Raw genomic sequence first — 22,594 nt, 5'->3', positions numbered from 1 at the left:
AATCTCTTGCTTAATTTACAATTGGTTATCTGCATTTTCGTAGCCTAGCATAACTGCTAATCTACGTCAGCCCCTTTTTTTATGGCTTGTATTTGAGTAATTAAGATAATTCGTGATTTCAAAATGAGAAGGGCCGTCTGAAAGATTTATTTTCAGACGGCCTTTTATTAAAACAGTTTAGTTTGGCCCGGGCCATTTCCATACGCACATCGCTGCCAGTATCGTACAGATTAAAAAAATAATACTGGATAAGCCATGCCAAATGCCGAATGTTCCGCCTACTAGGGATAAGAGCCAGTTATCCAGTCCGTACTTGTGCGCCTCGATAACCGGCGTAACCAAAAGATGATTACAGGCTAAGAGTAGCCAAAGTACCAAAACCCACCAAGAGAGGGAGGCAAGTTGCCGTCTGAAAAAGGCATAGGCTGCGCCAAAAATAACTAAGCCGCATATTGCGGTAATGGCAAACAAAATGCCGGCGATTTCTCCTGCCAGCATCTTAGGCAGGAGATGGAATAGTATGGGGGCGACAATGTAGCCGGCTGTCAGTTGCATGCCTAGCCAAATGGCAGCAGCGGTTTGAGTAATTTTGTAGGGTAGGCTCATCTGGTTTCTCTTTGGGAAATTCTGTTTTAGTTGTGATGGTGTAACAAAAGGCCGTCTGAAAACGTTTTCAGACGGCCTTGAGTTTATTTAGATGTATTGTACGGAAATAATATCATATTCACGCACGCCACCGGGGGCCTGAACTTCTGCAACGTCGCCTTCTTCTTTTCCGATCAAGGCACGGGCAATTGGGGAGCCAACGTAGATTTTGCGTTCTTTAATGTCTGCTTCGTCTTCGCCGACAATTTGGTAGGTTACTTGTTCTTCGGTTTCCAAATCTTCCAGTGTTACTGTTGTGCCGAATACGATTTTGCCTTCGGCATGGATTTCGGCAGGATTGATGATGTGGGCCATAGAGAGTTTGTGTTCCAGCTCGGCAATACGGCCTTCGATAAAGCCTTGGCGCTCTTTGGCGGCTTCATATTCGGCATTTTCAGACAAATCACCGTGTGAACGTGCTTCTGCAATGGCTTCAATAATTTCTGGACGAGCCACGCTTTTGAGGTGTTGAAGTTCTTGTTTCAGTAATTCTGCACCGCGGACGGTCAAAGGGATTTTTTGCATAAGATTCTCCATGAAAGCATGATGATGCTTTTAAAATTTTATCCGGCCACGCGCGGTAGCCGGATTGGAAATAAAAATACAAGCCGCCAAAGCTTGGCGGCTTGATGAATAAATAAGTAATGCCTGTATTCTACCAAATTCTGCCGAAACCGCAATGATTAAAACGGATTTTCAGTAAAGTGTTGTTTTCTGTCTATTTTGTTTTTTCAGACGGCCTGCAAGCTAAATATTGAAGTATTTCAAAGCTACGCTTGAAAAACGGTTTCGTAAATGAATGGTTTTGATTAAAATGCTTGCTAATAATCCTTAAGGATTAGTCTGCTTTAATTATATAAAGAGAATATATGGAAACAAAACCAACTTCCCAAAATGAACAACAGGCTAACCGCCGTTATTTGACTGTTTGGCGATGGCATTTTTATGCCGGACTTTTGGTCGCGCCGTTTTTAACTCTGCTGGCTGTTACAGGGTTGGGAATGCTGCTATTTGCCAATATCACCGGTAAAGAAGGCGAGCGGATACATGTTACGCCGCAAGCAGTGGTGCAGCCTTTGTCGGCTCAAGCTGAAGCCGCCAGACAGTTTGTGAATCCGGAAACTGCTTCTGTGGTGCAATATATTGCGCCGCGCGCAGATGATATGGTGGCCGTATTTCGTGTGAACAACGACGATAAAGCCACTATGGTTGCCGTTGATCCTTATACGGCAAAAGTCGTGAATACGATACCGCGCGGTCAAGGCTGGTATCACACGATGGACGAAATCCATGGCGATATGATGATGGGTGCGACTGGTGACTACCTGTTGGAAACTGCTGCATCGCTAACCATCATCATGATTGTGACCGGTATTTATTTGTGGTGGGTAAAACAGCGTAGTCTGAAGGCCGTCCTTTTACCTAAAGCAGGCAAAGGCCGTTCTTGGTGGCGCAACCTGCACGGTGCGGTTGGCTCTTGGGTTTCTTTGATTTTGCTGCTGTTCTGTTTGTCTGGTATTGCTTGGGCAGGTATTTGGGGTGGTAAGGCTGTGCAGGCATGGAGCCAATTCCCAGCCGGCAAATGGGGTGTGGAGCCTAATCCGGTATCTTCCGTGCCAACCCATGGCGATGTGTTGAATGATGGCAAATCCAAAGAAGTGCCGTGGATTTTAGAGCTGACGCCTATGCCGGTTTCCGGTACGACACTGGGCGAAAACGGCATTAATCCAAGTGAACCGATGACGTTGGAAACGGTTGACCGCTTTGCACGCGAAATTGGCTTTAAAGGCCGCTATCAGTTAAACCTGCCTAAGGGTGAAACAGGCGTATGGACGCTGTCGCAAGACTCAATGAGCTACGATATGATTAGTCCGACTGCGGATCGTACGGTACATATTGATCAATACAGTGGCAAAATCCTGGCGGATATTCATTTTGACGATTACAACTGGTTTGGCAAGTTCATGGCAGCAAGTATTGCTTTGCATATGGGTACACTGGGCTGGTGGAGCGTGCTGGCGAATGTTGTGTTCTGTCTGGCAATTATTTTTATCTGTGTCAGCGGCTGTGTAATGTGGTGGAAACGCCGTCCTTCGGAAGCGCGGTGTTTGGTTCCTCCTGCACAGAAAATCAAATTGCCGGTATGGTGGGCAATGGCTGTGCCACTTTTGATTTTGGCTGTGATTTTCCCAACGGCCATTGCTGCAATCGTTGTTATTTGGATTTTGGATACACTGTTGTTGTCGCGTATCCCAGCATTGGCAAGATGGTTTAAATAACTGCCCGATGTGATTAAAGGCCGTCTGAATCTTTTGTTTCAGACGGCCTTTTTTATAAAGGTTAAAAGAAGCAGGGGAGTTATGATTCTGTTTAAGTTTATGCGTGAGATGGGGATTGTGATTGGCTTACAGGATTGTGTAAGAAAGACGAGGTCTTGTATAAAAACAAAAAACCCACTTCATTGAAGTGGGTTTTTGATGAAAGCTATTAACCTTTGCGAGCAGGCAATTTTTCTTTAATGCGAGCTGCTTTACCAGTCAGGCCGCGCAAGTAGTACAGTTTGGCGCGACGTACGTCACCACGGCGTTTAACTTCGATTTTTTCTACGGTAGGGGAGTACAGTTGGAAAGTACGTTCTACACCTTCGCCACTAGAGATTTTGCGAACGATGAAGTTGCTGTTCAAGCCACGGTTGCGGCGAGCGATAACAACACCTTCGTATGCTTGCAGACGGCTGCGGGAACCCTCAACCACGCGTACAGATACGACAACGGTGTCGCCTGGAGCGAATTCAGGGATTTCTTTGTTCAAGCGAGCGATTTCTTCTTGCTCTAATTGTTGAATCAAGTTCATTTATTTTTCCTAAGTTATGATTGGATTTCCTGTTGCTCTTGCAAGATTTCTTTTAAGAGGCGGGATTCCTTTGGGATTAAACTGCGCTTTTCCAATAAATCGGGTCGGCGCTCTAAAGTGCGTCGTAGCGATTGTTTCAATCGCCACTCGGCAATCAAGCCATGATTTCCTGAACGTAAGACATCAGGAACCATCATGCCTTGGAATTCTACAGGTTTGGTGTAATGAGGACAGTCTAAAAGGCCGTCTGAAAACGAGTCTTGTTCGGCTGACTGTATATCGCCCAATACACCCGGAACCAATCTTAAGACGGCATCCATCAACATCATGGCGGGTAATTCGCCACCCGAGACGACAAAGTCGCCAATGCTGATTTCTTCGTCCACACTGCGTTGCAGCAGTCTTTCATCTATGCCTTCATAGCGTCCGCATAGAAGAATAAGATGGGGCAGTTCGGCAAGTTCTGCGGCTTTTTTATGTGTCAGCGGCTGACCTTGTGGACTGAGATAAATTACTTTGGCAGGTTTTGGCGAGTTTGCTTTGGCTTCTTCAATTGCCGCTTGAAGCGGTGGCGCCATCATAATCATTCCCGGGCCGCCACCGAAGGGGCGATCATCGATATAGCCAAGTTTGTTGTCGGCAAATTTTCGGGGATTAATGGCTTGAAACTGCCAAAGGTTTTGTTTTCTTGCCCTGCCTGTAACGCCATATTCGACAACGCTGTCGAACATCTCTGGAAAAATGGTGATGGCTTGAATCAGCATCAGTAGTCCAAGCCCCAGTCGGCGATAATGGTTTTGCTGTTGGTGTCGACAGATTCGATATAGTTGGAGACGAAGGGAATCAGGATTTGTCCGTGTTCGCCTTTAATCATCAAAACATCATTTGCACCGGTTTCCATCAGGTTGCTAACTTTGCCGAGGACGATGTTTTCTTTATTGATGACGGTCATGCCGACTAAATCTGCCCAGTAGTATTCGTCTTCCTCAGTAGGGGCGAATGACTCTCTGGGAATTTCGATGGTATAGCCGCGCAAGGCAAATGCTTGATCGCGATCGTCTATACCTTCAAATTTGACCTGAAGTTCGCCATTGACAATTTTACCTGCCTCAAGCGTGACATTCAGGGTTTTACCATCCTTGCACAACTGCCACTCTGGGTAGTCCAGCAGGCTGTCGGTGTATTCGGTATTGGCAGCGATTTTAAGCCAGCCTTTAATGCCGAATACGCCTTTGATGTAGCCCATGGCTACCCGTTTTTGAGTGTCTGTCATGGTCGTTTCAGCTGATTAAGCAGCGATTTTTTGCTCTTTAATCAGTTTGGCAACTGCATCGCTAACTTTCGCGCCTTGAGCGACCCAGTGGTTGATGCGGTCTGCGTCGAAACGTACGCGTTCTTGTTTTTCGTTGGCAACGGGGTTGTAGAAACCTACGCGCTCGATGAAGCGGCCGTCACGACGGTTGCGAGAGTCAGTTACGACTACGTTGAAGAAAGGGCGGTGTTTTGAGCCGCCGCGAGCCAAACGGATAACTACCATTTTGAGTCCTTTTGAAAAATGCGGATATATAGAAACCGCTAATTTTAGGATATTTCACACGGGTTATGCAAGTTTTTATTTGTTTTTGTTGCTGTTTTGCCATTCGTTCAAATCGAGGCTTGCTTGATACAGTCCGCGGTCGGTTTCCAACGGGGTAACGGTAAATCCTGATTTTTCAGCGAGTTTGAGCATCGGTGTGTTTTCTTTGAGGATTTCCGCATTCATGGTTTGATAACCTTGCTGTGTGGCAGTTTGGATAATGAGGCTCATCATTTTGCCGGCCAAGCCGGTTTTGCGGGCTTCGGCGGCCAATGTAATGCCGAATTCGCATTCGTTGCGATTGATGCGGCTGTAACGGCTGACTGCGACGATACGGCCGTCTGAAGCGAAGGCGGCCCATGCGCATTCGTTATGGAAATCGGGGCGGGTCAGCCGTGCGAGTGTGGGCTGCGGTAATTCGTTGGTGTGGGTCATGAAGCGCGTATAGCAGTCGGCCGCGGGTAATTGGCGGACAAATTTTTGTTTGGCTTCGGCATCTTCAGGCTCTAGTGCGCGAATGTGCAGGGTGTTGCCGTCGGGTAGAGTGAATGTGTCGGTTTGGTTCGGGTAGGGGGCGAGTACGTTTTGTATTTTGGACGTTTCGGTTTTAGGATGCAGCAGTTCGGACGCGGCTTCGCCGGTGTTGCGTAGAAACTCGGCTGCAGCCGGATTCTTTTGTTGGAGGTAGGCGGCGGCACTTTGCATTTTGGCGGCGGCTTGTTCTAAGGTTTGGACGGCTTTTTTGGGGATTTTGGTTGTCGGTGCGGCTGGTTTTTCCACAATTTCAGGAATGATGGTGCTGCTGTATTGGCTGCCGTTGTAGTTGAGGATGATGTCGCCGATATGCTGGTTGTTGTGGATAAGCGTGTTTAGGGAATGCAGGAATTGATTGAGAATGGAAGTATTGTCAAGTTCTGCAAATTGGCTTAAACGCTGGATATCGAGCGTGGTAAAGGGCGGTAATGCGACTTGGGTTTGGCCGTTGTAATGGGCGGTCAGGATGTTGCCGTAAATGGGATGACGGCTGAATCGGAATTGAACGGCATTGTGCTTTTGGGTTTGGTACGGAGGCAGGTACAGGGCCTCTGCCATCAGTTCGGTTTGACCGGATGCAATGGCTTTATCGATACTTTTGTTTTTAGGCGTTTTCAGACGGCCTGTTTTGGCTGGGGCGGGGGTGTTTTGCGCTTGTTGCAAACAGGCGGTTTGATTGCGGAAATAAAGTGTCAGCAAGGCTTCTTCCGGGGTGTTAAACCGGGTCAGGCCGTCTGAAAAACGATGGCTGATGAGAATGGGCTTGCTGGTTTTTTGTGCTAAGTTATTCAGTGTTTGATGAATGCCGTACGCGTCCGGCGTGTCCGGCGAAATAATGCCGAGCAGGGCTTGGGTGTGCGGATTTTGCAATTGTTCGAGTGCCAGGCGGTGGATGCGTGCGGGCGTGGGGTCGCTGCCGATGCAGCCTTGTTGGATGGATGGTGCGTCGGTTGGAAGGTTGAGGGTCAATTGGCAGGCATCGGCGGTGCTGCGCAGCCATTCTATCGGCGTATCGGACAAAATAGTGGGATGGGTAATGACGGGAATGCCGGAAAGATGGGCTTTTAAGGCTGCTTCGAGTTCGTTGATATTGAATACCGGCAGGAAGTTGCAATGGCGGCCGAGGCTGTGTAGGACGGCTTTGTCTGTGTCGTCGGTGTAATGTGTGGACAACAGGATAAGCGGGGTGTGGCGTGCAAAGTGTCGGATGGCGCTGAACAGCTCGCGTTGGTTTTCGGCCGGATTGTAGTGGATGACGGCAACTTTGGTATGGCGGTTGTGGCCGAAGCGGTTGAGCCAGTCGGCAGAGGTGGTGGGGCTTAGGTTGTAGTTGAGGCTGATGTGGCGCGATACGCCTTGATGCATTGTGTTCAGCAGATGGTTGATGTTGCGGCTGACAGTGCTGTGGCCGGTGAGTAATGCGATATGGCCGGCCGGATAGTCGGCTTGGGTGCCGATATTGAGATTGAGTGAGGGAAGTTGGACGCCTGCGCTGTTACATACGCTGATGTTTAATTCGTCGCCGTGATATTTTTGAATAATGGAACGGGCGTTTTTGCAGGATTCGGGCGGCAGGTTTTCCCAATCTTGGATCAGGATAATGTGGAGCAGGCCTTTTTTGCGGCAGGCTTTGAACAGTGTGTCGTAATGGTCGTGCGGGATGACGGCAACAACTAAGTCGGCCTGGCCTGGAATTTTGCTGAGGCTGGAGTAGGAGGGGAGGCCGGCGACGCTGCTGTGGCGGAGATTGACGGGCGTGATTTTGCCTTGATATGAGGAACCGAGCAGGTGGCTGAAAATGCGTTCGCCAAGGCTGTGCGGACGTTCGCTGGCGCCGACAAGGATGATGTGTTCGGGCATGAAGAAGTAGCCGGTTTGGACGGTTGCATTCATGATGGTTCCTTATTTGTGTTTTGGGCCGTCTGAAGAGTTTCAGACGGCCTTATTTTTAGGCTTCTTTTTTGTCTCCGGCTTTCTTTTTGGGAAGGATGAAACGCATCCTCAGGCCGTTGGGTTTGATGTTTTCAGCAATGATTTTGCCGCAGTGCTGTTCCATGATGTGTTGCGTCAAGGCAAGCCCCAAGCCGGTGCCGGGTTTGTGTGCGCTGGAGTCGGCACGATAAAAGGCGGTAAAAATATGCGGAAGCTGCATTTCATCGACACCCGGGCCGTTGTCGGTAACATCGATAATCCAGTGTTTGCCGTCTTGTCCGATATGGGTCTGAATGGTACTGCCTTCCGGGCTGTAGTTGATGGCGTTGCGGATAACGTTGTCAAAGGCGCGGTACAAATAGCCTTCGTTGGCACTGATCACGGCATTTTCAGGGATTTTAGGGTCAATGCTCAAGGTAACGCTTTGATTGTTTTGGTGGGCAATGCTTTGATTGTCCTCAATCAAGTTGGTCAGGAACGGAACGAGTTTGAGGTTTTCTTTTTCCAAAGGAATATTGGAAGTCTCTAGGCGGGAGAGGGTCAATAATTCACCTACCAAAGTATCCATGCGCACCAATTCGCCTTCAAGCCGCTTGAGGTATTGCTCTTGTTTTTGCGGCTGAGATTGAATCAGGCCGACAATTGCCTGCATGCGTGCCAGTGGTGAACGCATTTCATGAGAAACGTGGTGGAGCAAATGACGCTCTTTGGCCACAAGTTTTTCCAATTTTTCGGCCATTTTGTCGAACTGTACGGCAAGGTGGGACAATTCGTCATCACGGTCGTCAACCTGCTGGGAAATGCGGGTTTCGAGTTCGCCGTTGGCTACCCTGTCCATGCCGCCGCCAAGAATTTTAATGGGCTTGGTGATGTTGTTGGCAAGGATATAAGCCATCAAGAGGCCGACGATGATGATGAAAGACAGAATGATAAATTCGTGCCAAATCGGTGAAAGCGGCAGGCCGGGAATGAAAAGCGGGCTGGGCAGGCGCTGGGCTTGATGGTTGTCCCAGCCTTTAATGAAGAAGAGGTATTCTTCGCCAAAGCGGTCGTATTCGATGTGGGCTAAATCGGATTCGGGATTGTTGATGGCGAAGATGCGGGCGCGTTCGATGGACAGGCTGTCAATATTGCGGCCTAAAATATCTTTTTTATCGTCGCCGGTAATCACATAAACGGCATTGGAAACCGGATTGTTTTTCCATTCCGAAAGAATTTCACGCGCACCGCTGTCTCCGCGCGAGTTGAACGCGGAGATGATGCTGCTCATCAATGTGGTTTCGATGGTGCGGCGTTGGTTGAATTGGTTTTCGGCGAGGGTGTTTTGCACCAGCCAAAATGAAAAACTCGCCACAAAGATTGCGCAGACGATGACTGCGCAAAATGTGGCGAAGATGCGTTGAAACAGTTTCATTGATCTGTTTAATCTTTAGTTTTTAACAAACAGGTAGCCTAAGCCGCGTACAGTTTGAATCAGGGAGGCATCGCCCAATTTGTGGCGGATGCTGGAGATGTGTACGTCGATGCTGCGGTCAAATTTAGCCAGTTTGCGGTCGAGTGCCTCGATAGACAGGGTCTCTTTGCTGACGACTTGTCCGGCGTGGCGCATCAAAACTTCGAGCAGGTTGAATTCGGTGCTGGTCAATTCGAGCGGAGTGTCTTTGATGCTGGCTTGGCGTTTGGCCGGGTACAAAACGACGTCGCTGACAGAAATGCTGTTAGGCGCGTTGTTTTGTTCGTTGCTGTGTTGCGCACGGCGCAGGATGGCGTTGATGCGGGCCAAGAGTTCGCGTGGTGTGCATGGTTTCGGAACATAATCGTCCGCACCCATTTCCAGACCGATGATGCGGTCGATGTCGTCGCCTTTTGCGGTCAGCATGATGATGGGTACGGTGCTTTGGGTGCGTACGTTTTTCAGTACGTCCAAACCGTTCATTTTAGGCATCATGGAGTCTAATACGACGACATCGTATTGTCCGGTCAGAATTTCTTGAACGCCGGCTTCGCCGTCGGGAACACTATGAACGTTGAGGCCTTCGGCAGTCAGGTATTCGGTCAGCAATTCGGTCAAGAGGGCATCGTCATCTACGAGTAATACGCGACTCATGGAATTTCCTTTTCGTGATTGTATGCGCCGCGGTACTAAATGGCAGTACGGCGCTTAAAATAGAGTTGTGTTCAATCTTAACATGCAATCTGCTTTTGTTGATAGCGTAATTTTCTGTGCTTTTGCGCTTTTTTGCATAGAAACTCGCTGCTCTTTACATTTTCAGACGGCCTGTAAGGACAAACTGACAATTGGGTGTGTTTTGTTCAGGGTTTGTCGCATGATTTGGCAGTTTGGTGTTTCGGTGCGTTGATGAAATCTTTGCAATCGGACAAAAGTTTGGGCAGCAGTGGGGCGAATGCCGGATGGCTGCGTATTTTGTCGGCGTAGAAATACATCATATAGGGGTAATAATATTGCACTGCCTGCATCCATTGCGCACCTTCTTCTTTCTTGCCTTGTCGGTAGAGGTAGAGGCCGACTTGATAGGCGTTGGAGTAGGGGCGGTAGGTCAGGGCTTTGAGTGCGGCTTCTTCTGCCCACGGGCGGATGTAGGCATCGGTCGGATCTGCACGTTTGCTCAAGCTCAAATCGGCGTAATAGGCAAGCATGGGGCTTTCTTTGGAAAGTCGTTGCAAGCCGTCGATTTTGTTTTGAACCGTTTGCTGATCATCAGTTTTCCCTACACGGCTATATTGGGTCAGATTTTGATATTCCCAGCTGAGGTTTGCCATGCCGATTAAAATCGATAAAGCGGCTATACCGCATGACCATTGTCTGATTCGGGTAGATAAAGGGCCGTCTGAAACATCTTTCGGATAAGAGGGTGTCAGCGACAGAATCAGGCTGAATACGGTGAGGAAGTAAATATACCAAAGTGGATATTCAAGCATGCTGTGGCAAAGGCTGACGGCGGCGGCAGTTAGTAAAAACAGCGAGGCCGGTGTTTGGTTGCGGCCCAACAGTCGCCACACGGCTGCAAGCAGGGTTAAGGCTGCAAGCAAGGTGCCGGCAATGCCCATTTCGGATAATAACTGCATGACGATGTTGTGCGAATGGGTAAACAGTACGCCGAGGATGTTGTTGGGGAAGTATTGTTGTTGGGCATTGATCAGGAAGGTTTGCTGGGCAAAGCTGTTCCAGCCATGGCCGAACCAAGGTGCGGATTGAAAGGCAATCCATGCCTTGCTCCATTCGATTTGGCGCATGGAACCTTCAAAACCGCTGGTGCCTGCGCGTTCGACAGCGGTTTCGTATTTAATGTTGCCAAACAAATCCAGCAGGCTGCCCATGCCGAATTGGAAAGCGGCGGCCAGGGTGGCAGTTAGGAGAAAAATGCACAGTGCGCGTTTGTGTTGGAAGCGGGTACGCCAAAACCATAACGGCGTAATCAGGAATAGGGCGGCGATATAGCCTAAGATGGTGCGTGAGTTGACAAGGCCGAGGGTTGCAGTCAATGCTAATACGAACAGAAAACCTGCTGCATTGGACATTTTGCGCGCCGTCCATAAATAGGATGCCGCCAAAATGCCCCACATTAAATAATGTCCCAAATGGTTGCGTTGGCCGAGTTGGCCGTTTACGGTGCCGTTGCTTCGGGCAATGATGCCGTTCAACCATTCTACGTTGGACCAGCCTTTAAATTGCAACCAGACGATGGCGGCCTGTATGGTTGCTCCTATCAATAAAGACCAAGCAAAGATGCTGACGACGCGTTCTTGCCCGTAAGCTGCTACCCAGCCGCGAACCGACCATGCGCCCAGTGCCAAAATGACAAAGGTCCAGGCAGTGATATCGCTCATACCGGGGTAGATGGAATGCATGAAGCGCGCTTGGAGTGACCAAAATGCGGCCATGGCAAACAAACCGATACTGAGTGCGGGAAGGCGGATATTCAGCAGGCCTTTGTGTGCGCTAATCAATGTCAGTACCAATGAGCCGCTCAATGAGATGGCTTCTAAATAAAAGCTGGGCAGTGGGCCGACTCGGTAGAGTGAGAGAAAAGGGACGGCGCAAATCCAAAGAAAACTGAGCCATAAAGGCCAAAAGGTTTTTACTGAAGATTCGGCCAGGCCGTCTGAAAGTGTGTGGTAGGTCATTTTGATGTGTGTTTTTGTTGTTTGATAAATGCAAGGCAGCCGAGAAAAAAGGTAATGCACAATAATACGGAAATAGCGGCGCAAATCCGGCTGGCGAGAGCCGTGTCTGCCAGGCGCATACAGGCTTCAGCAAAGTAAATCAGAATCAGCATGGAGCTGTATTGGTAAGTGTAGATGCGTTTTTTCAAAATGCCGGTCAACGGCAGGCACAAAGGCAGAGCTTTCAATGCCAGCCATGAGCCGCCTTCGCGCAATGGCGCGATCCATAATTCCCATGATAAGGAAAGCAAAATCAAAAGGATAAGACTTATGGAAGTTGCAAGATAAGGTAACGGGGAGCGAGTATTGTTCACAATATAAAGGGCGTAAGCCGTACTGGAAAACTTGAAATTATACCGCTAAAAATGCGGGGGGAGCCAAGAATATTGCTTAAGGATATTCAAGAAAGAATTTATTGTTTTTCTTTAAATTAATGAAACTTTATCCTGTTTTATAGTCTTATTAATATATTTATCAAATAAAAATTGTGCTATTATTATAGACGCTGTATCTCAGGAGGATAGAAAACCATGAATCGCGTTGCTGACGTTATCCGTGACGATATTAAAGTAATGACAGCTTATCAGGTTGCCGATTTGCCGGAAGGTTTTATTAAGTTGGACGCCATGGAGTGTCCGCATCATCCTTTCGCCGGATATGAATCTTTGTTGTCAGAATGGGCGGATATAGTAAAAGAAGCCCCGATTCATTTGTATCCTCATACTGCCAAAAGCGGGATTTATGAAGAATTAAGGGAAGTCTTCGGTATTCCCGGCAAGGCGGAAATCGCATTGGGCAACGGCTCCGACGAGCTTATCCAGTTTTTGACCATGCTGGTTGCCAAACCCAATGCGTGTGTATTGGGTATTGAGCCAAGTTTTGTTATGTATCGTCATAATGCCGCGCTTTATGGCATGGAATATGTCGGCGTTTCCTTAAATCCGGACTTCACTTTAAATCTTTCTGCCGTTTTGTCCGCGATTGAGCAACATCAGCCGTCATTAATTTTTATTGCCTATCCCAATAACCCTACCGGCGTGTGCTTTAAACGAGAAGAAGTAGAGGCGGTTGTTCGCGCGGCAACCGGCATTGTGGTCGTTGATGAGGCATATGGCGCATTTCATCATGACAGTTTCCTTCCGTGGGCGGGAGAAGTTGAAAATCTGGTCGTAATGCGTACCATCAGCAAAATCGGCTTTGCCGGATTGCGGATGGGGTATGCGGCGGCAAGCCCGGGCATTATTGGAGAGCTGGCCAAAATCCTACCTCCTTACAATATGAATCAATTAAGCTTGGCGGCGGCGAAATTCTCATTGAAACATCATCCAATTATTCAGCAAAACATTGATACATTGAAAAATGAGCGTTCGCGCGTAATGAATGAATTGTTGAAATTAAACCGTTTGCAAGTTTTCCCAAGCGAAGCCAACTTTATTACCGTTCGCGTTCCTGATGCGGACGGGCTGTTTGAAACATTGAAGCAAAACCGCATACTGATTAAAAAACTGCATGGAAGCCATCCGCTTTTGGATCAGTGTGTCCGCATAACCATAGGCTCGGCAGCGCAAAATGATGCCGTCTTGGCCGTTATTAAAAACCTTTACCCCAATCTTTGATTTCAAGGAACTATTATCATGAACAAAGCTCAACTGCATTTGACCAATTTTCTGTTACTGGTTGAAGAAGCCGGCTCATTGACCAAACTCGCACGCGCGTGCGGTTATGAAAACTCCGCCTCCCTGTCTCAGCTCAAACGCCGTTTGGAACAACAAGCAGGCGATGAGTCTGCGCGCGGCATCCGTCCGAGCCTGGCTGCGAAGTTGGAATCCGGCATGCACAAACGCAAAGGCTGGCTGAACCGTGATCACAGCAAAGACCAAGAAAAAGCAGCAGCGGTTGAAGCGGCGCGTTTGGAAAAACAAACCGCCGAAGCAGCCGAAGCTGGTGTTTCAACCGAGGGCCGTTTTGTTACCGTTACCCGCAATACCAGCGAAACCCAAATCACTGTCAGCCTCAATCTTGACGGTACCGGCAAATACCGCTTGGATACAGGCGTTCCTTTCCTTGAACACATGCTTGCCCAAGTGGCGCGTCATGGTTTGATTGATTTGGATATTACCTGCAAAGGCGATTTGCACATTGACGACCATCACACCGTTGAAGACATCGGTATCGTATTGGGTCAAGCCTTGAAACAAGCGCTTGGCAATAAAGCCGGCATTACCCGTTATGGTCATGCCTATGTTCCGCTGGATGAAGCGTTGAGCCGTGTGGTTATTGACCTTTCCGGCCGCCCCGGTTTGGTGTACAACATCGACTTTACCCGCGCCCTGATCGGCCGTTTTGACGTCGATTTGTTTGAAGAATTTTTCCACGGTCTTGTGAACCACAGCATGATGACCTTGCACATCGATAACTTGAGCGGCCGTAATGCGCACCATCAAGCCGAGACCGTTTTCAAAGCCTTCGGCCGCGCCCTGCGCATGGCAGTCGAATACGATCCGCGTATGATTGGTCAAACGCCTTCTACCAAAGGCACGCTGAGCGAAGAATCTGTTCAAGAAGAAGCGGAAGCCGCGTCTGAAGAATAAGGCATTGTGTGAATGAATAAAGGCCGTCTGAAACCGATCGGGATTTCAGGCGGCCTTTTATTATTTGTCTTGTATGGTGGCAATATTTTGTTTTAAACCATCTTTTGCTACAATCATTCTTATTATTATATTAATCATTAAATGTTTTCAGACGGCCTGAGGAGAAGCAATGAAAGTAGCGATTGTCGATTATGGAATGGGAAACCTGCATTCAGTGTTGAAATCTGTTCAGGCGGCGCAGGTTTTGTCTAATCAAAATGCCGAAATTTATCTGACTTCGCGGCCCGAAGAGGTGATGGCGGCGGATAAGGTTATCTTTCCGGGGCAGGGCGCCATGCCAGACTGTATGTCTGCGCTGAAGGCAAGCGGTTTGGGTGAGGCGGTTTCAGACGGCCTGAAAAACAAGCCGTTTTTTGGAATTTGCGTAGGTGCGCAATTATTGTTTGAACACAGCGAAGAAGGCGATACAGATGGTTTGGGCTGGTTTGAAGGGCAAGTAAAACGGTTTTTGCCCAATCAAACTGATGCGCAAGGAGGCCGTCTGAAAGTGCCGCATATGGGCTGGAATACGGTTTGTCAAACCCGCACTCATCCTTTATTTCAAGACATTGGGCAGGACGAGTATTTCTATTTTGTTCACAGCTATTATTTTGCGCCGAAAAATGAAGAGATTGTTTTAGGCGTCAGCGAATATCCGAATAAATTTGCCTGCATTGTCGGTCAAGACAATGTGTTTGCCACACAGTTTCACACGGAAAAAAGCCATCAGGCAGGATTATTGCTGCTGCGGAATTTTTTAAATTGGCAGATTTGAGGTTTTTAACATAAATCTGCTAAAAATCGCTAATTTGTGTAAAATATACTGAAACTGAATAGAGGAGAAAAAAATGCTGTTGATACCTGCCATTGATTTGAAAGAAGGACGTTGTGTCCGCTTAAAACAAGGTTTGATGGAGCAGGCGACGGTGTTTTCCGATTCGCCGGCAGAGATGGCTTTGCATTGGCGCAACCAAGGCGCACGCCGTTTGCATTTGGTTGATTTGAACGGCGCATTCGCAGGCGTTCCTCAAAATTTTCCGGCGATTAAAGAAATTTTGGCCGCCGTGGCCAAAGATATTCCGGTACAGCTTGGCGGTGGCATCCGTGATTTGGAAACCATTGAAAAGTATTTGGATTTGGGGCTGACTGATGTGATTATCGGCACGGCTGCGGTAAAAAATCCTGAATTTGTGCGCGAAGCATGCAATGAATTTCCGGGGCGGATTATTGTCGGCCTGGATGCCAAAGACGGCATGGTGGCGATAGACGGTTGGGCGACGGTAACGGAACATCATGTCGTCGATTTGGCCCAACGTTTTGAAGACGATGGCGTCAACAGCATTATTTACACCGATATCGGCCGCGACGGCATGATGAGCGGGGTGAATATCGAAGCTACCGTCAAATTGGCCCAATCCGTGAATATCCCGATTATCGCTTCCGGCGGTTTGACGAATTTGGATGATATCCGCGCATTGTGTGCCGTCGAAAAAGAAGGCGTGAGCGGTGCGATTACCGGCCGTGCAATTTACGAGGGAAGTATTGATTTTGCACAGGCGCAAAAACTGGCCGATTCTTTGGCTTAAATGTGTCGGATTATGCGGATAAGACCTTGCAGGCCATTAAAACGCAGCGGCTGACGCAGCACACAAAAATGCACTCAAAGGGATTGCCTGTATAGGTTATGGGTTTATATCTGTTTGAAATAATTATAAAAACAACCCAATCGATATTTTATTAAGGGATTAGTATGCTTGAAGCGTTTGTTTTGGGTTTTTGGATTATCTGGTCATCCGACCGAGAAGTGTATCCGCTAAGCGAAAGTTTGTGGTTTACACTGATTGCAGTGATATTGCGGCAGCTGACGGCGTTTGATTTGCCGATTATCGATACCTATTGGATGATTTTCAACGGGATAATATGGGCATTTGCCGGGTTGATTTTCGCCATTGTCGGCCGTATCGACAGCAATTTTATTATTTCCTGCGTGTTGGCAATGATGGCCGGTATCGGTTATTTTCAGCTGTTGCAACATTTGCCGGATTGGTTGGGCAAATTTTTGGCCTGACGGTTTCAGACGGCCTGATAACGGATAAGAGGTATTGGGTATGGCATTGGCAAAACGAATTATTCCTTGTCTGGATGTAAAAGACGGCCGCGTGGTAAAAGGCGTCAACTTTTTGGGTTTGCGCGATGCAGGCAATCCGGTTGATGTTGCCAAACGCTACAATGATGAAGGTGCGGATGAGTTGACCTTTTTGGACATTACCGCTTCGAGCGACAATCGCGATACTATTTTGCACGTTATCGAGGCGGTCGCTTCGCAAGTTTTTATTCCATTGACAGTCGGCGGCGGTGTGCGTACGGTTGCCGATATCCGCCGCCTGCTCAATGCCGGTGCCGATAAGGCCAGCATCAATACGGCTGCCGTAACCAATCCTGATTTGGTCAACGAAGCGGCCGGTTTTTTTGGTTCTCAGGCGATTGTTGTTGCTGTCGATGCCAAAGCGGTCAACCCTGAAAACACCCGTTGGGAAATCTTTACCCACGGCGGACGTAATCCGACCGGTTTGGACGCGGTGGAATGGGCTGTCGAAATGCAGCGGCGCGGCGCAGGCGAGATTTTGCTGACCAGTATGGACCGGGACGGTACCAAACAAGGTTTCAACCTGCCGTTGACACGCGCGGTCAGCGAAGCGGTCGATATTCCGGTCATTGCTTCCGGCGGCGTCGGTTCGGTTCAACACTTGGTGGACGGTATTAAAGAAGGGAAGGCCGATGCGGTATTGGCCGCCAGTATTTTCCACTTTGGCGAAGCGAGTATCCGCGAAGCAAAACTGGCCATGCGCGAAGCAGGAATCGAAGTGCGTTTGTGATTGCTACCCAAAGGCCGTCTGAAAAATATGGGAGAAAACGCGAATGTCGAATATAAACGAAACGCTGCTGAATGCCGTAAAATTTGATGAAAAAGGTTTGGTTTGCGCGATTGCCCAAGATTGGCAGACACACCGTGTGCTGATGGTCGCCTGGATGAACGCCGAAGCCCTGCAAAAAACCGTAGAAACCGGTTTTGCCCACTATTACAGCCGTTCCCGCCAAAAACAATGGATGAAGGGCGAAGAGTCCGGGCATACGCAAAAAGTACACGAATTGCGCCTGGATTGCGATGGCGACGCTGTGGTTATGTTGATTGAACAAAACGGCGGCATTGCCTGTCATACCGGGCGCGAAAGCTGCTTTTATAAAGTTTGGCAAGACGGCGCATGGCAGACAGTGGATGCCGTGTTGAAAGACGAAGAAGCAATTTACGGACATAAACATCCTTAAGGCCGTCTGAAAGAAAATAAGAGAAACCGACCATGACCGATACCATCCTTACCCAAATCCAAAACGTCATCGATTCGCGCAAAGGCGGCGATCCCGATGCTTCTTACGTTGCCCAACTGTTGCATAAAGGCGAAGACAAGATTCTGAAAAAAGTTATCGAGGAAGCGGGTGAAACCTTGATGGCCTCTAAAGATGGCGGCGGCGAACATTTGGTTTACGAAGTGGCGGATTTGTGGTTTCACACCATGGTTTTATTGGCGCATCACGGATTGCGTGCTGAAGATGTGGTCAACGAGCTTGCGCGCCGTCAAGGTTTGTCGGGATTAGTGGAAAAAGCTTCTCGCAAAGAATCTTGAATTTATATTACAATCCCGTATTTGACCTGTTTCAGAATCCGTCTCTTGGGGCAAAAACGATTTCACTTTGTTTGGCGAAACCCGTTGCACCCGTTTTCAGACGGCCATTGGAGCCATTATGGATAATTGTATTTTCTGCAAAATCGCTGCCAAAGATATTCCGGCACAAACCGTTTACGAAGACGATGAGATGCTTTGTTTCAAAGACATCCGCCCTGCCGCGCCGGTACATCTGCTGCTGATTCCGAAAGTACACTTCGATTCACTGGCACACGCCACTGCCGAACATCAAACCCTGTTGGGTAAAATGATGTTGAAAGTCCCTCAAATTGCCCAAGAGGCAGGTTTGACCGACGGTTTCAAAACCCTGATCAACACAGGCAAAGGCGGCGGACAGGAAGTCTTCCACCTGCATATTCATATCATGGGTACGCCCGCATAATTATTATCTCTTTTTAAATTAAACAAATTCAAGGATTTATCATGGGTAGCTTCTCTCTTTGGCACTGGATTATCGTACTGATTATCGTCGTTTTGGTATTCGGTACCAAAAAATTGCGCAACGTCGGCAAAGACCTCGGCGGCGCAGTGCATGACTTCAAACAAGGCCTGAACGAAGGTACAGACGGCAAAGATGCCAAAAAAGACGAAGTCATCGAACACAAAAAAGACGAAGACAAAGCATAATCCATGTTTGATTTCGGTTTGGGCGAATTGCTGCTGGTCGGCGTTGTCGCCCTGATAGTGTTAGGCCCCGAACGTCTGCCGCAAGCCGCGCGCACGGCCGGGCGTTTGGTCGGTAAATTGCAAGGCTTCGTCAACAACGTCAAGCAGGAGCTCAATACTCAGGCTGAGTTGGACGAATTGCGCAAAGTCAAGCAGGAATTTGAAGCCGCCGCTTCGGAGTTTCGCGACGGTATCAAAGACTTGGGCGATGATGCACAAAAAAATCTGAATGATATTTCAGACGGCCTCAAGCCTTGGGAGCGCCTGCCCGAACAAAAAACGCCAGCTGATTTTGGCGTGGACGAGTTCGGTAATCCTCTGCCTGATTTGGCTTCAAGCAGCACTGAAAATGAAAGTGCGGCCCAAGTTCCTGAAGAGGGTGGGGCAGCGCAAACCCAAGAGCCTGCCGGGGCTGAAAATGCTGAGTCCGAGCAAGACCGCGCTTGGCGTGAGTATTTGACCGCATCGGTTTCCCCCGCTCCGGCGGTTGAAGTCAGCTATGTCGAAGCTCCTGCCGCCGATGTTCCTCCGCTACATACGACATCTCTGCGTAAGCAGGCGATGAGCCGCAAGCGCGATATGCGCCCGAAATTCCACGCCAAACCCAAACTGCGCGTCCGTAAGTAAAAAGTGAGTCAACCGGTGTCCGAACCTCAACACGAACAACCCGTCCAACCGCTTATCGAGCATCTTCTCGAGCTGCGCCGCCGCATGATGTGGATCGTCATCGGCATCGTCGTCTGCTTCTTGGGCATGATGCCGTTTGCCCAGCAGCTCTATACTTTTGTTGCCGAACCATTGATGGCCAATCTGCCTAAAGATACCAGCATGATTGCGACCGATGTGATCGCGCCGTTTTTTGTGCCGGTCAAGGTTACCTTAATGGCGGCGTTTCTGCTGTCGTTGCCGCACACGCTGTATCAAGTCTGGGCGTTTGTCGCACCGGCCTTATACCAAAACGAAAAGCGTTTGATTACGCCGCTGGTGTTGTCCAGCGTAACGCTTTTCTTCGTCGGTATGGCGTTTGCCTATTTTCTGGTGTTTCCCGTTATTTTCAAATTCTTGGCCGGTGTAACCCCTGTCGGCGTCAATATGGCGACCGATATCGACAAATACCTGTCCTTTATTTTGGGCATGTTTGTCGCATTCGGTACGACGTTTGAAGTGCCCGTTGTTGTGGTATTGCTTGCCAAAATGGGTATTGTTTCGACCGCTCAGCTTAAGAACGCCCGTCCGTATGTTATCGTGGGTGCGTTTATCGTTGCCGCAATCATCACGCCGCCTGACGTAATTTCTCAAACCCTGCTTGCCGTTCCGCTGATTCTACTCTACGAAGCAGGTATTTGGTTCAGCCGTTTTGCCAAGGCCAAAACGCAACAGGAAGATGAGGATAAACCGCAACCGCCGGCGGAAATTTGAGAATAAAGGCCGTCTGAGGGATTTTTCAGACGGCCTTTGTGTTTATGATAGTTTTAAATGTTAAGGAACAACATGATGAATGTTCAGGATATCGTACAAAAACGTTACAGCACCAAATCTTTTGATGCCTCCAAAAAAATTTCAGCCGAAGATTTTGCCCAAATCGAAGCGGCACTGCGCTACAGTCCTTCCAGCGTCAATATCCAACCTTGGCATTTTGTGATTACAGATAATGAAGCAGGAAAGGCACGGGTAGCCAAATCTGCAGAAAATTTTCCGTACAACCTGCCCAAAATCATCAACGCTTCTCATGTAATCGTATTTGCGGCGCGGGTGCATGCCGATGAGGACTATTTGGCAGGCGTGTTGGAACAGGAAGATAAAGACGGACGTTTTGCTACGGCCGAAAATAAGCAAATGGGCGATAATGCGCGCCGTACTTTCTTGGGTATCCACCGCAATCAAATGCAAGACGAAACCCAATGGTTGTCGAGACAAGTTCATATTAATTTGGGCTTTACCCTGTTTGCCGCCGCGGCCTTGGGGGTGGATGCCGTTCCGTTGGAAGGGGTGGATATGGCTGTTTTGGATCAAGAATTTGGTTTGGCTGAAAGAGGTTATCGTGCTGTTGCCGTTGTTGCATTGGGCTATCGCGCCGAAGATGATTTTAATGCTAAATTGCCGAAATCACGTTTGGAAAACGAGGTAATTTTTACCCAGGTATAACCGAGGGGCTTGGTTTCAGATCATTGAAAAAGCCATCTGTTTCTATCTTATTGAGAGGCATAATGTCAGGCCGTCTGAAAATAAACTACTTTTCAGACGGCCTTTTTATTGTTCTTGTTTTTCTTTGTCCTCCTTATTTTTCAAGCATCTTACAAAAAGAGTTTGGAAAAATAGGTGTTTATATTTTGGCCGGATTCAGCCGTACGATTTCATGGGTAAATGTGTTATCGTATTCATATATGTTAAAAAACATTAATAAATTTGTATTTTTCTTACAGAGAAAGGCTTCAAAATGGATGGTTGGACTCAAACGCTGAGTGCCGGCACTTTGCTCGGTATTGCGGCGGCGGCAATTTTGCTGATTTTGATTTTAATTGTGAAACTGCGTGTTCATGCTTTGCTGACGTTGGTATTGGTCAGCCTGCTGACTGCTATCGTAACAGGCCTGCCTATGGGCAGTATCGTCAATGATGTGTTGGTCAAAAACTTTGGCGGCACGCTCGGCAGCGTGGCGTTGCTGGTCGGTTTGGGCGCAATGCTCGGCCGTTTGGTGGAAACTTCCGGCGGTGCCCAATCTTTGGCGGATGCGCTGATTCGGATTTTTGGTGAAAAACGTGCGCCGTTTGCCTTAGGCGTGGCTTCTTTGATTTTCGGTTTTCCGATTTTCTTTGATGCCGGCTTGGTGGTGATGTTGCCGATTGTGTTTGCAACGGCACGCCGCATGAAGCAAACTGTTTTGCCCTATGCGTTGGCATCTATTGGCGCATTTTCCGTCATGCACGTCTTCCTGCCGCCTCATCCCGGCCCGATTGCCGCTTCTGAATTTTATGGTGCAAATATTGGTCAACTACTGATTTTGGGTTTACCTGTTACCTTGATTACTTGGTATTTCAGCGGCTATTTATTGGGTAAAGTTTTGGGTCGCAGCATTCATGTGCCCGTTCCTGATCTGATCAGCGGCGGTACACAAGATAACGACCAACCGAAAGCCCCTGCAAAAGCATCTACAGTCATCGGCATTATGCTGATTCCTATGTTGTTGATTTTCTTGAATACTGGTTTATCTACTTTGATCAGCGAGAAAATGGTCAGTGCGGATGAAGGCTGGGTGCAGTTTGCACGAATGCTCGGTTCGACACCGATTGCTTTGCTGATTTCTGTTTTGGTGGCCCTGTATGTATTGGGTAGCAAACGTGGCGAAAAAGCCAGCGCTTTGGAGAAAACCATTGATGGCGCATTGGGTCCGGTTTGTTCGGTTATTTTGATTACCGGTGCGGGCGGTATGTTCGGCGGCGTATTGCGTGCTTCCGGTATCGGTAAGGCTTTGGCCGACAGCATGGCTGACTTGGGTATTCCCGTTTTGCTGGGCTGTTTCTTGGTGGCTTTGGCTTTGCGTATTGCGCAAGGTTCTGCGACCGTTGCATTGACTACCGCTGCCGCGTTGATGGCACCGGCCGTTGCGGCGGCAGGTTTCAGCGATTGGCAGATTACTTGCGTGGTATTGGCGACGGCGGCGGGTTCCGTCGGTTGCAGCCACTTTAACGACTCAGGCTTCTGGCTTGTCGGCCGTCTGTTGGATATGGATGTGCCGACGACCTTGAAGACATGGACGGTCAACCAAACACTTATCGCACTCATCGGTTTTGCTTTATCGTCAGTGTTGTTTATCTTGGTTTAATCGAAAA

The 22,594-nt window shown here is 48.5% G+C and carries 26 protein-coding genes; 15 read left to right on the top strand and 11 right to left on the bottom strand.

What is annotated here, in order from left to right:
• Positions 1 to 177 precede the first annotated feature (177 nt).
• Both ACTHRY_RS09595 and greA read right to left on the bottom strand, forming a co-directional pair.
• Positions 178 to 606: a DUF4149 domain-containing protein gene (locus tag ACTHRY_RS09595; RefSeq protein ID WP_036493141.1), complete on the bottom strand. Its 429-nt coding sequence runs from the start codon at positions 604 to 606 to the stop codon at positions 178 to 180.
• 87 nt (positions 607 to 693) lie between these two features.
• Positions 694 to 1,170 carry a transcription elongation factor GreA gene (gene greA / locus ACTHRY_RS09590; protein ID WP_049322768.1) on the bottom strand — a complete coding sequence of 159 codons (477 nt, stop codon included), beginning with the start codon at positions 1,168 to 1,170 and terminating at the stop codon, positions 694 to 696.
• Between the two features lie 344 nt (positions 1,171 to 1,514).
• On the opposite strand from greA, the gene ACTHRY_RS09585 reads away from it, so the two are divergent.
• The gene (locus ACTHRY_RS09585; protein ID WP_440374212.1) at positions 1,515 to 2,924 is read left to right on the top strand and encodes a PepSY-associated TM helix domain-containing protein; all 1,410 of its coding nucleotides are present in this window, start codon (positions 1,515 to 1,517) and stop codon (positions 2,922 to 2,924) included.
• A 208-nt stretch (positions 2,925 to 3,132) separates the two neighbouring features.
• Here the strand turns inward: ACTHRY_RS09585 and rplS are convergent, their stop codons facing one another.
• The 9 genes from rplS to ACTHRY_RS09540 form a co-directional block, all read right to left on the bottom strand.
• Positions 3,133 to 3,498, bottom strand: coding sequence for a 50S ribosomal protein L19 (rplS, locus tag ACTHRY_RS09580; RefSeq protein WP_003679470.1), 366 nt, complete (start codon positions 3,496 to 3,498; stop codon positions 3,133 to 3,135).
• 14 nt (positions 3,499 to 3,512) lie between these two features.
• Positions 3,513 to 4,262 carry a tRNA (guanosine(37)-N1)-methyltransferase TrmD gene (gene trmD, locus ACTHRY_RS09575; protein ID WP_049322770.1) on the bottom strand — a complete coding sequence of 250 codons (750 nt, stop codon included), beginning with the start codon at positions 4,260 to 4,262 and terminating at the stop codon, positions 3,513 to 3,515.
• Positions 4,262 to 4,771 (bottom strand): ribosome maturation factor RimM, encoded by a 510-nt coding sequence (rimM, locus tag ACTHRY_RS09570; RefSeq protein ID WP_049322771.1) that lies wholly within the window; start codon positions 4,769 to 4,771, stop codon positions 4,262 to 4,264. The genes trmD and rimM overlap by 1 nt, the downstream gene beginning before the upstream one ends.
• Positions 4,772 to 4,786: 15 nt before the next feature.
• Positions 4,787 to 5,035, bottom strand: coding sequence for a 30S ribosomal protein S16 (gene rpsP / locus ACTHRY_RS09565; protein ID WP_003684452.1), 249 nt, complete (start codon positions 5,033 to 5,035; stop codon positions 4,787 to 4,789).
• A 75-nt stretch (positions 5,036 to 5,110) separates the two neighbouring features.
• Complete coding sequence (locus ACTHRY_RS09560; RefSeq protein WP_440374211.1) at positions 5,111 to 7,501, bottom strand: GNAT family N-acetyltransferase; 2,391 nt, start codon at positions 7,499 to 7,501, stop codon at positions 5,111 to 5,113.
• 55 nt (positions 7,502 to 7,556) lie between these two features.
• Positions 7,557 to 8,954 carry a HAMP domain-containing histidine kinase gene (locus ACTHRY_RS09555; protein WP_049322773.1) on the bottom strand — a complete coding sequence of 466 codons (1,398 nt, stop codon included), beginning with the start codon at positions 8,952 to 8,954 and terminating at the stop codon, positions 7,557 to 7,559.
• Positions 8,955 to 8,969: 15 nt separating this feature from the next.
• Complete coding sequence (misR, locus tag ACTHRY_RS09550) at positions 8,970 to 9,647, bottom strand: two-component system response regulator MisR (RefSeq protein ID WP_003748666.1); 678 nt, start codon at positions 9,645 to 9,647, stop codon at positions 8,970 to 8,972.
• A 206-nt stretch (positions 9,648 to 9,853) separates the two neighbouring features.
• Entirely contained in the window at positions 9,854 to 11,686 is a 1,833-nt protein-coding gene (locus tag ACTHRY_RS09545) for a PglL family O-oligosaccharyltransferase (protein ID WP_049322774.1), read from the bottom strand.
• On the bottom strand, positions 11,683 to 12,039 hold the full coding sequence (locus ACTHRY_RS09540; protein WP_036493163.1) for a DUF2069 domain-containing protein: 357 nt from the start codon (positions 12,037 to 12,039) through the stop codon (positions 11,683 to 11,685). Before ACTHRY_RS09540 ends, ACTHRY_RS09545 begins: the two co-directional genes overlap by 4 nt.
• Positions 12,040 to 12,255: 216 nt before the next feature.
• Here ACTHRY_RS09540 and hisC point away from each other — a divergent pair, with 216 nt between their 5' ends.
• The 14 genes from hisC (at position 12,256) to ACTHRY_RS09470 (ending at position 22,587) form a co-directional block, all read left to right on the top strand.
• Positions 12,256 to 13,341 (top strand): histidinol-phosphate transaminase, encoded by a 1,086-nt coding sequence (hisC, locus tag ACTHRY_RS09535; RefSeq protein ID WP_049322775.1) that lies wholly within the window; start codon positions 12,256 to 12,258, stop codon positions 13,339 to 13,341.
• Between the two features lie 18 nt (positions 13,342 to 13,359).
• Positions 13,360 to 14,316 (top strand): imidazoleglycerol-phosphate dehydratase HisB, encoded by a 957-nt coding sequence (gene hisB / locus ACTHRY_RS09530; RefSeq protein WP_049359894.1) that lies wholly within the window; start codon positions 13,360 to 13,362, stop codon positions 14,314 to 14,316.
• A 169-nt stretch (positions 14,317 to 14,485) separates the two neighbouring features.
• Positions 14,486 to 15,130, top strand: coding sequence for an imidazole glycerol phosphate synthase subunit HisH (gene hisH, locus ACTHRY_RS09525; RefSeq protein ID WP_049322777.1), 645 nt, complete (start codon positions 14,486 to 14,488; stop codon positions 15,128 to 15,130).
• Positions 15,131 to 15,203: 73 nt separating this feature from the next.
• Positions 15,204 to 15,941, top strand: a complete 738-nt coding sequence (gene hisA / locus ACTHRY_RS09520; RefSeq protein ID WP_049322778.1) for a 1-(5-phosphoribosyl)-5-[(5-phosphoribosylamino)methylideneamino]imidazole-4-carboxamide isomerase — start codon at positions 15,204 to 15,206, stop codon at positions 15,939 to 15,941.
• Positions 15,942 to 16,105: 164 nt separating this feature from the next.
• Positions 16,106 to 16,423 carry a hypothetical protein gene (locus ACTHRY_RS09515; protein ID WP_036493171.1) on the top strand — a complete coding sequence of 106 codons (318 nt, stop codon included), beginning with the start codon at positions 16,106 to 16,108 and terminating at the stop codon, positions 16,421 to 16,423.
• 40 nt (positions 16,424 to 16,463) lie between these two features.
• Positions 16,464 to 17,231, top strand: coding sequence for an imidazole glycerol phosphate synthase subunit HisF (hisF, locus tag ACTHRY_RS09510; protein ID WP_003748652.1), 768 nt, complete (start codon positions 16,464 to 16,466; stop codon positions 17,229 to 17,231).
• A 43-nt stretch (positions 17,232 to 17,274) separates the two neighbouring features.
• The gene (hisI, locus tag ACTHRY_RS09505) at positions 17,275 to 17,682 is read left to right on the top strand and encodes a phosphoribosyl-AMP cyclohydrolase (protein ID WP_004519653.1); all 408 of its coding nucleotides are present in this window, start codon (positions 17,275 to 17,277) and stop codon (positions 17,680 to 17,682) included.
• A 32-nt stretch (positions 17,683 to 17,714) separates the two neighbouring features.
• Positions 17,715 to 18,038: a phosphoribosyl-ATP diphosphatase gene (locus ACTHRY_RS09500; protein WP_003679440.1), complete on the top strand. Its 324-nt coding sequence runs from the start codon at positions 17,715 to 17,717 to the stop codon at positions 18,036 to 18,038.
• 118 nt (positions 18,039 to 18,156) lie between these two features.
• Positions 18,157 to 18,480, top strand: coding sequence for a histidine triad nucleotide-binding protein (locus tag ACTHRY_RS09495; RefSeq protein ID WP_003748648.1), 324 nt, complete (start codon positions 18,157 to 18,159; stop codon positions 18,478 to 18,480).
• A gap of 41 nt (positions 18,481 to 18,521) precedes the next feature.
• On the top strand, positions 18,522 to 18,725 hold the full coding sequence (gene tatA, locus ACTHRY_RS09490; protein ID WP_003679438.1) for a Sec-independent protein translocase subunit TatA: 204 nt from the start codon (positions 18,522 to 18,524) through the stop codon (positions 18,723 to 18,725).
• A 3-nt stretch (positions 18,726 to 18,728) separates the two neighbouring features.
• Complete coding sequence (tatB, locus tag ACTHRY_RS09485; RefSeq protein ID WP_049322779.1) at positions 18,729 to 19,391, top strand: Sec-independent protein translocase protein TatB; 663 nt, start codon at positions 18,729 to 18,731, stop codon at positions 19,389 to 19,391.
• Between the two features lie 15 nt (positions 19,392 to 19,406).
• Positions 19,407 to 20,183, top strand: coding sequence for a twin-arginine translocase subunit TatC (gene tatC / locus ACTHRY_RS09480; RefSeq protein ID WP_036493177.1), 777 nt, complete (start codon positions 19,407 to 19,409; stop codon positions 20,181 to 20,183).
• Between the two features lie 72 nt (positions 20,184 to 20,255).
• Complete coding sequence (gene nfsB, locus ACTHRY_RS09475; protein ID WP_239662100.1) at positions 20,256 to 20,909, top strand: oxygen-insensitive NAD(P)H nitroreductase; 654 nt, start codon at positions 20,256 to 20,258, stop codon at positions 20,907 to 20,909.
• Positions 20,910 to 21,201: 292 nt separating this feature from the next.
• On the top strand, positions 21,202 to 22,587 hold the full coding sequence (locus ACTHRY_RS09470; RefSeq protein WP_049322781.1) for a GntP family permease: 1,386 nt from the start codon (positions 21,202 to 21,204) through the stop codon (positions 22,585 to 22,587).
• Positions 22,588 to 22,594: the final 7 nt, after the last annotated feature.

The sequence above is a fragment of the Neisseria sp. P0004.S004 genome, assembly GCF_051963335.1.
Taxonomy (GTDB): domain Bacteria; phylum Pseudomonadota; class Gammaproteobacteria; order Burkholderiales; family Neisseriaceae; genus Neisseria.
The sequence above is the reverse complement of the archived record's forward strand: the minus strand, read 5'-3'. Positions and strand labels throughout refer to the sequence as shown.

What these genes read in the sequence shown, in the direction of transcription:
- greA (WP_049322768.1), bottom strand. Translation starts at nt 1,170, where the DNA reads ATGCAAAAAATCCCTTTGACCGTCCGCGGTGCAGAATTACTGAAACAA.
- rplS (WP_003679470.1), bottom strand. Translation starts at nt 3,498, where the DNA reads ATGAACTTGATTCAACAATTAGAGCAAGAAGAAATCGCTCGCTTGAAC.
- hisB (WP_049359894.1), top strand. Translation starts at nt 13,360, where the DNA reads ATGAACAAAGCTCAACTGCATTTGACCAATTTTCTGTTACTGGTTGAA.
- ACTHRY_RS09495 (WP_003748648.1), top strand. Translation starts at nt 18,157, where the DNA reads ATGGATAATTGTATTTTCTGCAAAATCGCTGCCAAAGATATTCCGGCA.
- hisI (WP_004519653.1), top strand. Translation starts at nt 17,275, where the DNA reads ATGTCGAATATAAACGAAACGCTGCTGAATGCCGTAAAATTTGATGAA.
- ACTHRY_RS09470 (WP_049322781.1), top strand. Translation starts at nt 21,202, where the DNA reads ATGGATGGTTGGACTCAAACGCTGAGTGCCGGCACTTTGCTCGGTATT.
- hisH (WP_049322777.1), top strand. Translation starts at nt 14,486, where the DNA reads ATGAAAGTAGCGATTGTCGATTATGGAATGGGAAACCTGCATTCAGTG.
- rimM (WP_049322771.1), bottom strand. Translation starts at nt 4,771, where the DNA reads ATGACAGACACTCAAAAACGGGTAGCCATGGGCTACATCAAAGGCGTA.
- ACTHRY_RS09545 (WP_049322774.1), bottom strand. Translation starts at nt 11,686, where the DNA reads ATGACCTACCACACACTTTCAGACGGCCTGGCCGAATCTTCAGTAAAA.
- hisF (WP_003748652.1), top strand. Translation starts at nt 16,464, where the DNA reads ATGGCATTGGCAAAACGAATTATTCCTTGTCTGGATGTAAAAGACGGC.
- ACTHRY_RS09500 (WP_003679440.1), top strand. Translation starts at nt 17,715, where the DNA reads ATGACCGATACCATCCTTACCCAAATCCAAAACGTCATCGATTCGCGC.
- hisC (WP_049322775.1), top strand. Translation starts at nt 12,256, where the DNA reads ATGAATCGCGTTGCTGACGTTATCCGTGACGATATTAAAGTAATGACA.
- tatA (WP_003679438.1), top strand. Translation starts at nt 18,522, where the DNA reads ATGGGTAGCTTCTCTCTTTGGCACTGGATTATCGTACTGATTATCGTC.
- nfsB (WP_239662100.1), top strand. Translation starts at nt 20,256, where the DNA reads ATGATGAATGTTCAGGATATCGTACAAAAACGTTACAGCACCAAATCT.
- ACTHRY_RS09560 (WP_440374211.1), bottom strand. Translation starts at nt 7,501, where the DNA reads ATGAATGCAACCGTCCAAACCGGCTACTTCTTCATGCCCGAACACATC.
- tatB (WP_049322779.1), top strand. Translation starts at nt 18,729, where the DNA reads ATGTTTGATTTCGGTTTGGGCGAATTGCTGCTGGTCGGCGTTGTCGCC.
- ACTHRY_RS09515 (WP_036493171.1), top strand. Translation starts at nt 16,106, where the DNA reads ATGCTTGAAGCGTTTGTTTTGGGTTTTTGGATTATCTGGTCATCCGAC.
- rpsP (WP_003684452.1), bottom strand. Translation starts at nt 5,035, where the DNA reads ATGGTAGTTATCCGTTTGGCTCGCGGCGGCTCAAAACACCGCCCTTTC.
- ACTHRY_RS09585 (WP_440374212.1), top strand. Translation starts at nt 1,515, where the DNA reads ATGGAAACAAAACCAACTTCCCAAAATGAACAACAGGCTAACCGCCGT.
- hisA (WP_049322778.1), top strand. Translation starts at nt 15,204, where the DNA reads ATGCTGTTGATACCTGCCATTGATTTGAAAGAAGGACGTTGTGTCCGC.
- ACTHRY_RS09555 (WP_049322773.1), bottom strand. Translation starts at nt 8,954, where the DNA reads ATGAAACTGTTTCAACGCATCTTCGCCACATTTTGCGCAGTCATCGTC.
- trmD (WP_049322770.1), bottom strand. Translation starts at nt 4,262, where the DNA reads ATGCTGATTCAAGCCATCACCATTTTTCCAGAGATGTTCGACAGCGTT.
- misR (WP_003748666.1), bottom strand. Translation starts at nt 9,647, where the DNA reads ATGAGTCGCGTATTACTCGTAGATGACGATGCCCTCTTGACCGAATTG.
- ACTHRY_RS09595 (WP_036493141.1), bottom strand. Translation starts at nt 606, where the DNA reads ATGAGCCTACCCTACAAAATTACTCAAACCGCTGCTGCCATTTGGCTA.